The organism is Bacillus sp. FSL M7-1345 (assembly GCF_038006985.1).
GTDB classification, from domain to species: Bacteria; Bacillota; Bacilli; order Bacillales; family Bacillaceae_G; genus Bacillus_A; species Bacillus_A cereus_U.
This window is the reverse complement of sequence record NZ_JBBOWG010000001.1, coordinates 90001-104493: the sequence shown is the minus strand read 5'-3', so window position 1 is coordinate 104493 and position 14493 is coordinate 90001. Positions and strand designations below refer to the sequence as shown.

Genomic DNA, 14493 nt, shown 5'->3' with positions numbered 1-14493 from the left:
CCCTAACTCCCCCTGAATCTTTATACAAGGGGATAAAACTTATACTCACACCCATTTACATGGTATAAAAAAAAGACGCCTCTGTCATATAGACAGAGACGCCTTTTAAGCGCGGTTCCACTCTGTTTAGGCTAAAGAAGCCTCAAACTCATCCATGATAACGGTTTACACCGCTTCTGTTTACTTTGCGCCCTAAGACGTTCCGCGAAATACTTCGCTGTTCAACAGAAGACTCGAAGGGGCATTTCAAAAATCCGCTTATAAACCACTTCCAGCCTAAGGGTGGTTCTCTCTGTAAAAAGCCTGATTTTCTACTTCTCCTTCTCGTCGCTTTTCCTTATTAGATTTTAGGTATACTTATTATATTGCTAAACCTAGAAAATGTTAACCAATTACTTTTTGAATACGATTTAAAACTTTTTCTTTTCCAAGAAGAGCAATAGCGTTAGGAAGCTCTGGACCATGTGTTTGTCCAGTAGTAGCAACACGGATTGGCATAAATAGGTTTTTACCTTTATGTCCTGTTTCCTTTTGAACTGCTTTAATAGCCGCCTTAACTGCCGCTGGCTCCATTGCTTCTAAAGCTTCTAATTGATCGGCAAATGTACGAAGTACTTCAGGTACTTGTTCACCCTTCAATACTTCTTGTCCCTCTTCTTCATGATCAACATGATCTTTAAAGAACATTTCAGAAAGCTCTACAATTTCAGCTCCAAAGCTCATTTGGTCATGATATAAAGCAATTACATCACGAACCCATGCTTGTTCTTGTTCACTTAAGTTTTCACCTACGCGACCCGCTTTCACTAAATGCGGTAAGCTTAGTTCAACAACCGTATCTAAATCTTGTTTTTTCATATATTGGTTGTTCATCCATTTTAGTTTTTGAGAATCAAATAATGCAGGTGATTTTGATAAACGAGCTGCATCAAACATTTTGATAAACTCATCTTGAGAGAAGATTTCTTCTTCACCTACTGGTGACCAACCTAGTAATGCAATAAAGTTAAAGATTGCTTCTGGAAGATATCCAAGCTCTTTATATTGCTCAATAAATTGAATAATAGATTCGTCACGCTTACTTAGCTTTTTACGGCTTTCGTTTACAATTAAAGTCATATGACCAAACTTCGGGATATCCCAACCGAAAGCTTCATAAATCATCATTTGTTTTGGCGTGTTTGAAATATGATCATCACCACGAAGTACGTGTGTAATCTCCATTAAGTGATCATCTACCGCTACCGCAAAGTTATAAGTTGGAATTCCATCTTTTTTCACGATAACGAAATCACCAAAATCATTTGAATGGAATGCAACTTCATCTTTTACGATATCTTTAAACGTGAAGTCGCTATCAGCCGGCACACGGAAGCGAATACTTGGAATACGGCCTTCAGCCTCAAATCCTTTAATTTGCTCCTCAGTTAAATCACGGTGGTTTCCTGCATAACGCGGTGTTTCACCACGAGCGATTTGTCCTTCACGCTCTGCCTCTAGCTCTTCTTCTGTCATATAACATTTGTAAGCTAAATCACGCTCTAATAAATCTTCATATAATTTTTTATAAATATCTAAACGCTCTGTTTGACGATATGGTCCAAATTCACCACCAACATCAACACCTTCATCCCAGTCCATACCGAGCCATTTCAAGTATTTTAATTGGCTTTCTTCTCCACCAGCAACATTACGTTTCACATCAGTATCTTCAATACGAATAATAAACTTACCATCTTGATGACGAGCAAATAAATAATTAAATAATGCCGTACGCGCATTTCCGATATGTAAGTGTCCTGTTGGACTTGGCGCATAGCGCACTCTCACTTGCTTTTCCATAGTTGGTACACCTTCCAATCTTAATGTCAACACATTCTATAATTGTACACCAAAAAAACGTGATTATCCATCTTACGAATTAAAAACCACTATTTTTTCTGTAATAAAACAACCGCTTGAGAAGCAATCCCTTCTTCTCTACCTGTAAATCCTAATTTTTCTGTTGTTGTTGCCTTTACATTAATATTATCAATAGACGTTTCTAGTAGTTCACTAATGCGTTTACGCATGCTTTCAATATGCGGTGCCATTTTTGGCTTTTGGGCAATAATTGTACAATCTAGGTTCCCTAGCTCATAACCTTGTTCACACACAAATTCCCAAACCTTTTGTAACAATACAGCTGAATCCGCATCTTTAAAGGCAGGATCTGTATCAGGAAAATGTTTTCCAATATCTCCTGCTGCAATTGCTCCTAGACATGCGTCAGCAATCGTATGTAACAATACATCTGCATCCGAGTGACCGATTAATCCTTTTTCATGAGGAATTGTAATTCCGCCGATAATTAACGGTCTACCTTCCGCAAATTCATGTACATCAAAACCTTGTCCAATTCGAAACATTCTTTACATCCTCCTCAATCTAAACTACTTTATGAATTCTATATTATATTGCTATCTCTATAAAGAAAAGCTCGGCAACTGCCGAGCTTTTCTTTACTATAATACCATCACTTCTATTTCTTCTGAACATGAAGGAAACTTTCAGCAATTAGTAAATCCTCTGGAGTCGTCACTTTAATATTATAGTAACTCCCCTCTACCACGCCTACTTGCTTCCCGACACGTTCTACGAGACTTGCATCATCTGTACCAAGAAAACAACTTTGCTTTGCACTTCTATGAGCTTCTAATAAAAGAGGAACAGAAAATCCTTGCGGTGTTTGAACCGCTTTAAGCTGAGAACGTTCTACCGTTTCAACAACAACACCCTGTTCTACTTTCTTAATTGTATCCTTCACTGGCACTGCACAAATGGAAGCACCATATTTCTCTGCTACAGTTAATACATCTTGCATCATCTTATTCGTTACGAACGGGCGCGCACCATCGTGTACGAGAACATACTCAACTCCTCTCACATACTGAAGCGCATTATACACACTATCTTGTCTTTCAGCCCCGCCTTGAATAAATTGCACCTGCTTTTCAACCTGGTACTTCTGTATTAACTCCTCAAAATAAGGACGTTCCTCTTCGTTAATTGCCATGATAATACGTTTACATGCTTTATCTTTTTCAAAAGCACGTAATGTATGCACAATGATAGGTACTCCATTTATAAGTAAGAACAACTTGTTTTTACCAGCACCCATCCGTTTCCCTTGACCCGCTGCCGGAATAATTAATGTATACATATTAATAATCCTCTACTTATAATGCTTTTTCTAATAATTTACGTTTTGCGAAAATCATACGACCAGCCGATGTTTGCAACACACTTGTAACTAGTACATTAAGTTGCGAACCGACATATTCTCTACCGTCTTCTACTACAATCATCGTGCCATCATCTAAGTATGCAACACCTTGATTTTGTTCTTTACCATCTTTCACAACATAAACACTTAATTCTTCACCAGGGAGTACGACTGGTTTAATTGCATTTGCTAAATCGTTAATGTTCAACACTGTTACTCCTTGTAGTTCAGAAACTTTGTTTAAGTTGAAATCATTTGTTACAACAGTTCCACCAGTGATTTTAGCTAACTTTACAAGCTTGCTATCCACCTCTTGGATATCCTCAAAATCGCCTTCATAAATTTCCACCGGAATTGGTAGCTCTTTTTGAATACGATTTAAAATGTCTAATCCTCTGCGACCACGATTACGCTTTAAAGCATCAGAAGAATCGGCAATATGCTGAAGCTCTTCTAATACGAATTGTGGAATCACAATTGTTCCTTCTAAAAACTTCGTTTGGCAAATATCCGCAATACGTCCATCAATAATTACACTTGTATCGAGAATTTTCCAATGAGTTGTAGATTTTTCTACCTCTACCTCTTCGTTCTCGCTATTGTTTTTCTTCTTACCTCCGCGCTGGGGTAATGTAAATAATCCTAGCAATTCATTTCTCTTTTTAAATCCTACTTGGAATCCTAAATAACCAAGTAAAAGAGTAAAGAACACTTGTAATACTGTACTAATGACTGGAATCGTGAATTCACGAATTGGTATCAAAATTAAATATGCAACAATAAGACCAGAGATCAACCCTAATGTACCAAATAAAACATCCGCTACCGGTGCCTTTACAAGGGCTTCTTCGATATGTTTAATAAGTTGAACAATATAATCCACAAGCCAAAATGTTGTTAAAAATAAAATAATTGCACCAATAATTGCACGAACGTACGATCCCTCAAGCCAAGGAACAGCACCGACGTCCAATACATTAATAACTTTTGGGATTAGAAAAATCCCTAACGCTCCCCCGATCACTAAAAAGAAGAGCTGTACGATCCTTTTTAACATCCAACCACCTCCTACTCATTATTAACCATTGTTTTGCTAATCAAAACGCCGAATGCAAAAGCGGACGTGTTTTTTTTATATAAATAGTTTTATTTACCAATATACCATATCATATACCAAAAATGTTCTAGTGTCGTTATATTATGGAATCAATGTAATATTCTTAATTGTGTCTACTCATATAGAGATGCTCTTGAATTCTTTTTAGGCCCTCTCGTATTTTCTTCGCCCTAACTTCCCCAATTCCTTCCACATCATCCAATTCATTAATAGTTGCACGACAAACACCTTGTAGCGTTTTAAATCGATTAATTAAATTTTCAATGATAAGTGGTGGAACACGAGAAATTTTGCTTGCGATTCGGTATCCCCTCGGTGTCACGCTTTCTTCTAAGCTCATTTGCCCTGGATAGCCAAGCAATTTAACTAAATCGCTATCCTCTAAAAGCTGTGTATTTGCAAGATCTTGTAACTTTTTCAAAATTTGATGGTGATCCTGCGTTTTTTCTTGATAATAATCCTTAATTAATAACGCTGCCTCTGCTTCTAAGTCGGCTAGTAATTCTGTAAGTTGTAAACGAATTAACCTTCCTTCCGTTCCTAACTCATGAATGTAGCTCACTATTTCATTTTTAATACGCAGTACCATTTCAACACTATGTAAAACGTGAACTACCTCGGACATTGTAACGACCTCTTCAAATTCTAGAATGCCCAAATTCGTAATCCCATCATTCCATACAGCTTTATATTTTTCTAACGTTTGAATAGCTTGGTTTGCCTTTGTTAAAATTACACCTATATCTTTTAGTGTATAACGTAAGTTCCCTTGATATAGTGTAATTACGTTACGTCTTTGTGAAATAGCCACAACAAGGCTAGCCGTCTGCTTTGCTACACGCTCTGCCGTTCGGTGACGCATACCTGTTTCAATAGAATCAATGGATGGATCTGGAACTAATTGTGCATTTGCAATTAAAATTTTGCTCCCAGTTTCATTTAAAATAAGTGCCCCATCCATTTTTGCTAATTCATATAAACTAGCCGGTGAGAATGCACAATTAATGTGAAATCCTCCATCAACAATACTTTTAATCTGCTCATTATACCCAAGAACAATTAGCCCTCCAGTTTGCGCACGAAGTACGTTATCTATCCCTTCGCGTAGTGGTGTTCCTGGGGCAACGAGCTGTAGAATGTTAATCATACTTTTGACACGTTGCTTGTTTTCCTCCATAGCCTAGCCTCCTAATGTCAAACGAAGCGCCTCTCCTAAATTAGAAACACCTACTACCTCAATCCCATCTGGAATTGTCCATCCTCCCAAATTTTTTCTAGGAATAATAGCACGTTGAAATCCTAATTTTGCTGCTTCTTGTACACGTTGTTCAATTCTTGATACTCTTCTTATTTCTCCAGTTAGGCCTACTTCTCCTATTACCGCATCGGTTGGTGCAGTAGCTTTATCTCTGAAACTTGAAGCAATACTTAAGGCAACAGCTAAATCGATTGCTGGTTCATCTAATTTCAAGCCACCCGCGACTTTTAAATATGCGTCTTGATTTTGCAACAATAAACCTGTTCTTTTTTCTAGCACTGCCATAATAAGTGAAACGCGGTTATGATCAATTCCCGTCGCCATTCTTCGAGGATTTCCAAAACTAGTAGGGGAGATTAATGCTTGTATTTCTACTAAAACCGGTCTGGTTCCTTCCATTGAAGCAACCACTGTGGATCCTGCAACTCCAACTGGACGTTCCTCAAGGAAAATTTCAGAAGGATTTAGTACTTCTGCAAGACCTAGTTCCTTCATTTCAAAGATACCCATTTCATTTGTGGAACCAAAACGGTTCTTCACAGCTCGCAAAATACGATATGTATGGTGACGATCTCCTTCAAAGTAAAGAACTGCATCAACCATATGTTCTAGCATACGTGGTCCTGCAATTGCCCCTTCTTTTGTCACATGTCCGACGATAAAAATAGGAATCCCTTTCGTCTTTGCAAGCTTCATTAATTCCGCTGTACATTCACGTACTTGCGCTACACTTCCTGGGGCTGACGTCACTTCAGGTAAATGTATCGTTTGAATAGAGTCAATAACAACAAAAGCTGGATTCATCTCTTCAATGTGCGCTGCAATTCGCTGTAGATCAGTTTCTGCTACAACAAATAGATTACTACCCTTTACATGCAAACGATCTGCACGAAGTTTAATCTGCTTTGCTGACTCCTCGCCTGATATGTATAGTACATCATATGAAGAATCTGCTAATTGCGATGAAATTTGTAATAACAATGTTGATTTTCCAATCCCAGGGTCTCCACCAATAAGTACTAAAGATCCATCTACAATCCCGCCACCAAGTACACGGTTAAACTCTTGAAATTTCGTTTCAATACGCGCCTCAGAATTTGTTTCTACCTCTGTTAAGCGTCTTGGTTTTGTTACTTCTGATTGAATTGCATTGACATAATTAAGGCGCCTTGATGATACAACTGGTTCCATCTCTTCAACAAGCGTATTCCATTTACCACATCCAGGACATTTCCCCATATATTTTGGCGACTGATAACCACACTCTTGACATGTGAATTTTGTTTTCTTTTTAGCCATATCTTTTATAGTTCACTTCACTTTCATCTACAAACGTTTATCCTTCTCGTACAAGAAAGAGGGCTATCGCGTAGCCCTCTTTGTTTGTCTATACTTATTTTACCTTTTCCGCACTATGAATGACAAATGATTCTCCTTCTATATCAAAGATAACTTTCTGCCCTTTCTCAATAGCACCTTTTAACAGTTCTTCTGATAGTCTATCTTCTACATGTTTTTGAATTGCTCTACGAAGCGGACGAGCACCGTACTCTCGATCAAATCCTTTATCAGCAATTGCTGAAATTGCTCCTTCTGTTAAGTGCAATTCAATCTCTTGTTCTTTTAAGCGATTCACCAACTGATTCACCATAAGAGTTACAATTTCTTGAATATGTTTTTTCTCAAGCATATGGAACACGATAATTTCATCAATACGGTTTAAAAATTCTGGACGAAATGCCTTTTTCAATTCATCCATTACTTTACCTTTCATATCTGAATAATCGCGGCTCTCATCTTGTACGTTAAATCCAAGATGTTTATTACGTTTTAATGCGTCTGCACCAACATTAGACGTCATAATAACAATTGTATTACGGAAATCAACTGTACGTCCTTTAGAATCTGTTAAACGGCCATCTTCTAATACTTGTAGTAAAATATTAAACACATCCGGATGAGCTTTCTCTACTTCATCTAATAAGACAACTGAATATGGCTTACGACGAACTTTCTCTGTTAATTGTCCACCTTCTTCATATCCAACATATCCTGGAGGAGATCCAACTAAGCGAGAAGTAGAATGCTTTTCCATATACTCAGACATATCGATGCGGATCATTGCATCCTCATCACCGAACATAGATTCTGCTAAAGCCCTCGCTAGTTCTGTTTTACCTACACCAGTCGGTCCTAGGAAAATAAATGAGCCAATTGGACGTTTCGGATCTTTTAATCCCGCTCTCGCACGACGAACAGCTTTTGCCACAGCTACAACTGCTTCATCCTGCCCAATTAAACGATCATGTAAAATTGATTCCAAGTTTAATAATTTATCTGTCTCTGTTTGTGCAAGTTTAGAAACTGGAATACGTGTCCATGTGGAAACGACATTTGCAATATCTTCTACTGTTACTTCTGAATTTTCTTGTCCTTGTTTCTCTTTCCACTGACGCTTTGTATCTTCTAACTTTTCACGTAAACGTTGTTCCATATCACGTAAGGAAGCAGCTTTTTCAAATTCTTGGCTTTGTACAGCTGCATCTTTTTCTTTTCTAATTTCCTCAAGCTTCACTTCAAGCTCTTTTAAGTTTGGCGGTGTTGTATAAGAACGTAAGCGCACTTTTGATGCAGCCTCATCAATTAAATCGATTGCTTTATCAGGTAAAAAACGGTCTGTAATGTAACGATCTGAAAGTTTTACAGCCGCATCGATTGCATCATCTGTAATAGATACGCGGTGATGCGCCTCATAACGGTCACGTAAACCTTTTAAAATTTGAACTGATTCTTCTAAGTTTGGTTCATCAACATGAATTGGTTGGAAACGTCTTTCTAATGCCGCATCCTTTTCAATATATTTACGATATTCGTCTAAAGTTGTTGCACCAATACATTGTAATTCACCACGTGCTAAAGATGGTTTTAAAATATTCGATGCATCAATTGCACCTTCCGCCCCTCCTGCACCAATTAACGTATGAAGCTCATCAATAAATAGAATGATGTTACCAGCTTGGCGAATCTCATCCATCACTTTCTTTAAACGATCCTCAAATTCACCACGATATTTTGTTCCAGCAACAACTGTACCCATATCTAATGTCATAACACGCTTATCTCTTAAAGTTTCAGGAACTTCATTATTTACAATTTGCTGTGCTAATCCTTCCGCAATTGCTGTCTTACCTACACCAGGTTCTCCAATTAATACTGGATTGTTTTTTGTTCTACGGCTTAACACTTCAATTACACGTTGAATTTCTTTACTACGCCCAATAACAGGATCTAAACGATTTTCACGTGCAACAACTGTTAAATCACGTGCTAGACTGTCAAGTGTAGGTGTATTCGCATTTGTTGATGAACCACCTTGGTGACCTGAACTAGCTTCATTACTTCCAAGAAGTTGTAACACTTGTTGCCTTGCTTTGTTTAGGCTTACACCTAAATTATTTAAAACACGTGCTGCTACACCTTCACCTTCACGGATTAAACCAAGTAAAATATGTTCTGTTCCAACGTAGGAATGGCCCAATTTACGAGCTTCGTCCATAGACAACTCAATAACTTTTTTAGCACGAGGTGTGTAATGTACTGTTTGAGAAGCTTCCGTTCCACGTCCAATTAATGCTTCTACCTCTTTTTGAACTTTCTCTGGACTTAATCCAAGAGCAATTAACGCTTTTGCTGCAATTCCTTCACCTTCGCGTACAAGCCCAAGTAAAATATGTTCTGTTCCAATATTATTATGCCCAATGCGAATTGCTTCCTCTTGAGATAAAGCTAATACTTTCTGTGCTCGTTCTGTAAATCTTCCAAACATCATAGAAATCGCCTCCTACTTGCGCTTAATTTTGTTCAATTCGTAATCGCTCACGGATTAAGGTTGCTCTTCGATAATCTCTTTCTTCTGGTCCTAGAGGTCCTCCTGCATATTGTTGCAAAATGCCCGGCTGAGTAAGAACCATTAACTCAGTTAAAATATTTCTCGATATACCTTGTATATATCCTAAGTCAATACCAAGTCGTACATCTGATAAGCAAGTAGCTGCTTCTGCAGATTGAATTAAACGACTGTTAGCTAGTATTCCGTAAGAACGATATACTTTATCTTCAAGCTCAATACTTGAATTTTGTACAATTAATTCTCTAGCCATTTTTTCTTGATGGATGATTTGTTGAATGACACTCTTTAAATCTGCAATAATATCTTCTTCTGACTTCCCTAGTGTCATTTGATTTGACACTTGAAATATATTACCTAACGCTTCGCTACCTTCACCGTATATTCCTCTTACTACTAGCCCTAATTTTTGAATTACTTGTATAATACGGTTAATTCTTTTCGTTAAAACCAGTCCCGGCAAATGAATCATTACCGAAGCCCTTAATCCTGTACCGACGTTAGTGGGGCAACTCGTAATATATCCAAGCGATTCATCAAAAGCATATTCAACCTGTTCCTCGATCCAGTTATCTATTTGATTGGCACTTTGAAGCGCCTCTGATAACTGTAAACCTGAAAATAGGCACTGAATCCTAACATGATCCTCTTCATTAAGCATGATACTTATATGTTCACTTTCTGATAGTAGGCATGCTCCGTATTCTGTTCCTGCAAGATTTGGACTAATTAAATGCTTCTCAACTAAAACTCTCCTTTGAAGAGGATTTAATTCATTCATTTTTAATAGTTCAAACTCCCCAAAAGGTTCTACAGGTTTATTTATAAACTTCTTCTTAAATAACTCATGAATCTGTTTAGCTTCTTCCTCGTTTTGCATAGTAGAGAATTGATATTTTTTAAAGTTACGAGCCAAACGAATTCGACTACTTAAAACAATATCAGAATCAGGGCCATCCCCCTTCATCCATGGACTAATCGCTTCATTCATAATTCTGTCCAGTGACATAGAACTATTCCCCCTCTCTATGCTCACTAAGCTGATTTACAAGACATCGAATTTTATCTCGTACTTCAGCCGCTTTCTCAAATTCCTCTTTCTGTACATATTGTTTCAGATTGAGTTTTAGTTCATCTAATTCTTTCTTTAAGTAGATATTTCCTTCTATACGTTCAGGAATTTTTCCACAATGATCTGTATGCCCACCGTGAAGACGTTTTAACAATGGTTTTAAATGCCCCTTAAATGTATCGTAACAAGAAGCACATCCAAAGCGTCCCACTTTTGTAAATTGTTCATATGTCATCTTACAATTTGGACATCTTGATATATTTGTATCTGAAAATGCATCTTGCCCTTCTTCAAACATTGCTGGTTCACCATGCAATAATCCGGCTAATAGGTCATGGAATGAAAAATTAGACTGCGGTGATTGAAAGAAAGACGTATAGCCACTTTGTTCTGCACATTGCTCGCAAAGATGAACTTCCGCCTTTTTTTCGTTGATTACTTTTGTATAATGTAAAGTTGCTGGTCTTATATTACAGTTTTGACAAGTCATCGCTATCCCCCACCTTTACAACAGGAACGATCTATCTCATGATACTTTTCATACATTACTAGATTGTTCTCTTTCCTTAATCCATTTAGTAAAAGCACATGTCATCTTTCAAAATCCCTACAATATTAAACTGCATTATCTTAGTTATCATTCTTAACAAAAGTTATATTTATTTATATTTCAGTGTTCTTAACATTGCGCATAATATTCGAGCCCTAAGTTCATCTCGAGAAGGAACATCCATTAATAATACAGAACGATCTAGTACACTTAACATAAGTTTAGCTTCACGATTTGTTATAATACCCTCTTCTATTAAACGTATAATCATGCTTTCTGCATTTCCTTGTGCAACGCTATGATCAATCATATGAAGCATTTGATCAATAATGTCTATATCATCATGCAGTTTGACTTTTATAATGCGAATGTAACCTCCTCCACCTCGTTTACTTTCTACTACGAATCCTCTTTCTAACGTAAAACGGGTATTGATTACATAGTTGATTTGAGACGGCACACAATCGAATCGATCAGCGACCTCATTCCTCTTGATTTCAATCGCATTATTATTGCTTAAGTCAATAACTTGCTTTAGATATTTCTCAATGATATCAGATATATTTCTCATTTATCCGCCACCTTTATTGACTTTGACTATCTTTGACTTTAATTATATACGTATTAAAAAAATTTGCAACTCTTTTGCTTATTCACTATCCTAGCCACATTTCCCAGTCTTTAATCAAAAGGACGATTCTTTAAGTAAAGATTTTTTAAATTACTATGAATTATAAAAAGAAACACGAAAAAACACGAGTCATTTGACTCGTGTTTTAGTTGCTTGGCGACGTCCTACTCTCACAGGGACAAGGTCCCAACTACCATCGGCGCTAGAGAGCTTAACTTCCGTGTTCGGTATGGGAACGGGTGTGACCTCTCTGCCATCATCACCAAACTATTGAAGGTATATTCCTTCAAAACTAGATAACATTTGCTTCATATTATATGGTTAAGTCCTCGATCTATTAGTATTCGTCAGCTCCACATGTCACCATGCTTCCACCTCGAACCTATCAACCTGATCATCTTTCAGGGATCTTACTAGCTTACGCTATGGGAAATCTCATCTTGAGGGGGGCTTCATGCTTAGATGCTTTCAGCACTTATCCCTTCCGCACATAGCTACCCAGCTATGCCCTTGGCAGAACAACTGGTACACCAGCGGTGCGTCCATCCCGGTCCTCTCGTACTAAGGACAGCTCCTCTCAAATTTCCTGCGCCCACGACGGATAGGGACCGAACTGTCTCACGACGTTCTGAACCCAGCTCGCGTACCGCTTTAATGGGCGAACAGCCCAACCCTTGGGACCGACTACAGCCCCAGGATGCGATGAGCCGACATCGAGGTGCCAAACCTCCCCGTCGATGTGGACTCTTGGGGGAGATAAGCCTGTTATCCCCGGGGTAGCTTTTATCCGTTGAGCGATGGCCCTTCCATGCGGAACCACCGGATCACTAAGCCCGACTTTCGTCCCTGCTCGACTTGTAGGTCTCGCAGTCAAGCTCCCTTATGCCTTTGCACTCTACGAATGATTTCCAACCATTCTGAGGGAACCTTTGGGCGCCTCCGTTACACTTTAGGAGGCGACCGCCCCAGTCAAACTGCCCACCTGACACTGTCTCCCGGGTCGATAAGACCCGTAGGTTAGAATTTCAATACAGTCAGGGCGGTATCCCACCAGCGCCTCCACCGAAGCTAGCGCTCCGGTTTCAATGGCTCCCGCCTATCCTGTACAAACTGTACCAAAATTCAATATCAGGCTACAGTAAAGCTCCACGGGGTCTTTCCGTCCTGTCGCGGGTAACCTGCATCTTCACAGGTACTATAATTTCACCGAGTCTCTGGTTGAGACAGTGCCCAAATCGTTACACCTTTCGTGCGGGTCGGAACTTACCCGACAAGGAATTTCGCTACCTTAGGACCGTTATAGTTACGGCCGCCGTTTACTGGGGCTTCAGTTCAGAGCTTCGCTTACGCTAACCCCTCTCCTTAACCTTCCAGCACCGGGCAGGTGTCAGCCCCTATACTTCGCCTTACGGCTTCGCAGAGACCTGTGTTTTTGCTAAACAGTCGCTTGGGCCTATTCACTGCGGCTTTCCGTTAAGAAAGCACCCCTTCTCCCGAAGTTACGGGGTCATTTTGCCGAGTTCCTTAACCAGAGTTCTCTCGCACACCTTAGGATTCTCTCCTCGCCTACCTGTGTCGGTTTGCGGTACAGGCACCTTTTATCTCGCTAGAAGCTTTTCTTGGCAGCGGGGAATCAAAGACTTCGCTCCATAAGGAGCTTCCCCATCACAGCTCAGCCTTCACGATAAGCGGATTTGCCTACTTATCAGCCTAACTGCTTGGACGTGCACAACCAATCGCACGCTTCTTCTATCCTTCTGCGTCCCTCCATTGCTCAAACGATAAAGAGGTGGTACAGGAATATCAACCTGTTGTCCATCGCCTACGCCTGTCGGCCTCGGCTTAGGTCCTGACTAACCCTGAGCGGACGAGCCTTCCTCAGGAAACCTTAGGCATTCGGTGGACGGGATTCTCACCCGTCTTTCGCTACTCATACCGGCATTCTCACTTCTAAGCGCTCCACCAGTCCTTCCGGTCTGACTTCACTGCACTTAGAACGCTCCCCTACCACTGATACCATTGGTATCAATTCGCAGCTTCGGTGGTGTATTTAGCCCCGGTACATTTTCGGCGCAGAGTCACTCGACTAGTGAGCTATTACGCACTCTTTAAATGGTGGCTGCTTCTGAGCCAACATCCTAGTTGTCTAAGCAACTCCACATCCTTTTCCACTTAATACACACTTTGGGACCTTAGCTGGCGATCTGGGCTGTTTCCCTCTTGACTACGGATCTTATCACTCGCAGTCTGACTCCTAAGGATAAGTCATTGGCATTCGGAGTTTGACTGAATTCGGTAATCCGATGAGGACCCCTAGTTCAATCAGTGCTCTACCTCCAAGACTCTTACACTTAAGGCTAGCCCTAAAGCTATTTCGGGGAGAACCAGCTATCTCCAGGTTCGATTGGAATTTCTCCGCTACCCACACCTCATCCCCGCACTTTTCAACGTGCGTGGGTTCGGGCCTCCATTCAGTGTTACCTGAACTTCACCCTGGACATGGGTAGATCACCTGGTTTCGGGTCTACGACCACGTACTAAACGCCCTATTCAGACTCGCTTTCGCTGCGGCTCCGCCTCTTCAGCTTAACCTTGCACGGGATCGTAACTCGCCGGTTCATTCTACAAAAGGCACGCCATCACCCATTAACGGGCTCTGACTATTTGTAGGCACACGGTTTCAGGATCTCTTT

At 39.8% G+C, this 14493-nt stretch carries 10 protein-coding genes, 2 rRNA genes and 1 other annotated feature (1 of these 13 only partly in view); all 12 genes read right to left on the bottom strand.

Annotation, left to right across the window (positions count from 1 at the left end):
- Window positions 1–91: 91 nt before the first annotated feature.
- Window positions 92–337: a binding site (T-box leader), on the bottom strand.
- A gap of 47 nt (window positions 338–384) precedes the next feature.
- On the bottom strand, window positions 385–1842 hold the full coding sequence (gltX, locus tag MHB76_RS00555; protein ID WP_016103296.1) for a glutamate--tRNA ligase: 1458 nt from the start codon (window positions 1840–1842) through the stop codon (window positions 385–387).
- Between the two features lie 89 nt (window positions 1843–1931).
- On the bottom strand, window positions 1932–2408 hold the full coding sequence (ispF, locus tag MHB76_RS00550; RefSeq protein ID WP_002159614.1) for a 2-C-methyl-D-erythritol 2,4-cyclodiphosphate synthase: 477 nt from the start codon (window positions 2406–2408) through the stop codon (window positions 1932–1934).
- A gap of 113 nt (window positions 2409–2521) precedes the next feature.
- Window positions 2522–3202 (bottom strand): 2-C-methyl-D-erythritol 4-phosphate cytidylyltransferase, encoded by a 681-nt coding sequence (gene ispD, locus MHB76_RS00545; RefSeq protein WP_078174994.1) that lies wholly within the window; start codon window positions 3200–3202, stop codon window positions 2522–2524.
- Between the two features lie 16 nt (window positions 3203–3218).
- Window positions 3219–4322, bottom strand: coding sequence for a PIN/TRAM domain-containing protein (locus MHB76_RS00540; RefSeq protein WP_002159616.1), 1104 nt, complete (start codon window positions 4320–4322; stop codon window positions 3219–3221).
- 163 nt (window positions 4323–4485) lie between these two features.
- Entirely contained in the window at window positions 4486–5559 is a 1074-nt protein-coding gene (gene disA / locus MHB76_RS00535; protein ID WP_000392162.1) for a DNA integrity scanning diadenylate cyclase DisA, read from the bottom strand.
- A 3-nt stretch (window positions 5560–5562) separates the two neighbouring features.
- Window positions 5563–6939: a DNA repair protein RadA gene (gene radA / locus MHB76_RS00530; protein ID WP_002159617.1), complete on the bottom strand. Its 1377-nt coding sequence runs from the start codon at window positions 6937–6939 to the stop codon at window positions 5563–5565.
- Between the two features lie 94 nt (window positions 6940–7033).
- Entirely contained in the window at window positions 7034–9469 is a 2436-nt protein-coding gene (gene clpC / locus MHB76_RS00525) for an ATP-dependent protease ATP-binding subunit ClpC (RefSeq protein ID WP_002063405.1), read from the bottom strand.
- Window positions 9470–9491: 22 nt separating this feature from the next.
- Window positions 9492–10556 carry a protein arginine kinase gene (locus tag MHB76_RS00520; RefSeq protein ID WP_002091490.1) on the bottom strand — a complete coding sequence of 355 codons (1065 nt, stop codon included), beginning with the start codon at window positions 10554–10556 and terminating at the stop codon, window positions 9492–9494.
- A gap of 4 nt (window positions 10557–10560) precedes the next feature.
- Complete coding sequence (locus MHB76_RS00515; protein WP_078174995.1) at window positions 10561–11109, bottom strand: UvrB/UvrC motif-containing protein; 549 nt, start codon at window positions 11107–11109, stop codon at window positions 10561–10563.
- A 169-nt stretch (window positions 11110–11278) separates the two neighbouring features.
- Complete coding sequence (gene ctsR / locus MHB76_RS00510) at window positions 11279–11740, bottom strand: transcriptional regulator CtsR (protein WP_002029353.1); 462 nt, start codon at window positions 11738–11740, stop codon at window positions 11279–11281.
- A gap of 211 nt (window positions 11741–11951) precedes the next feature.
- Window positions 11952–12067, bottom strand: a 5S ribosomal RNA gene (gene rrf / locus MHB76_RS00505).
- 50 nt (window positions 12068–12117) lie between these two features.
- Window positions 12118–14493: ribosomal RNA gene (locus MHB76_RS00500) — 23S ribosomal RNA — on the bottom strand; it runs 546 nt beyond the window's last position.

Coding starts and splice junctions, on each gene's coding strand:
- gltX (WP_016103296.1), bottom strand. CDS start 1,842: ATGGAAAAGCAAGTGAGAGTGCGCTATGCGCCAAGTCCAACAGGACAC.
- ispF (WP_002159614.1), bottom strand. CDS start 2,408: ATGTTTCGAATTGGACAAGGTTTTGATGTACATGAATTTGCGGAAGGT.
- ispD (WP_078174994.1), bottom strand. CDS start 3,202: ATGTATACATTAATTATTCCGGCAGCGGGTCAAGGGAAACGGATGGGT.
- MHB76_RS00540 (WP_002159616.1), bottom strand. CDS start 4,322: ATGTTAAAAAGGATCGTACAGCTCTTCTTTTTAGTGATCGGGGGAGCG.
- disA (WP_000392162.1), bottom strand. CDS start 5,559: ATGGAGGAAAACAAGCAACGTGTCAAAAGTATGATTAACATTCTACAG.
- radA (WP_002159617.1), bottom strand. CDS start 6,939: ATGGCTAAAAAGAAAACAAAATTCACATGTCAAGAGTGTGGTTATCAG.
- clpC (WP_002063405.1), bottom strand. CDS start 9,469: ATGATGTTTGGAAGATTTACAGAACGAGCACAGAAAGTATTAGCTTTA.
- MHB76_RS00520 (WP_002091490.1), bottom strand. CDS start 10,556: ATGTCACTGGACAGAATTATGAATGAAGCGATTAGTCCATGGATGAAG.
- MHB76_RS00515 (WP_078174995.1), bottom strand. CDS start 11,109: ATGACTTGTCAAAACTGTAATATAAGACCAGCAACTTTACATTATACA.
- ctsR (WP_002029353.1), bottom strand. CDS start 11,740: ATGAGAAATATATCTGATATCATTGAGAAATATCTAAAGCAAGTTATT.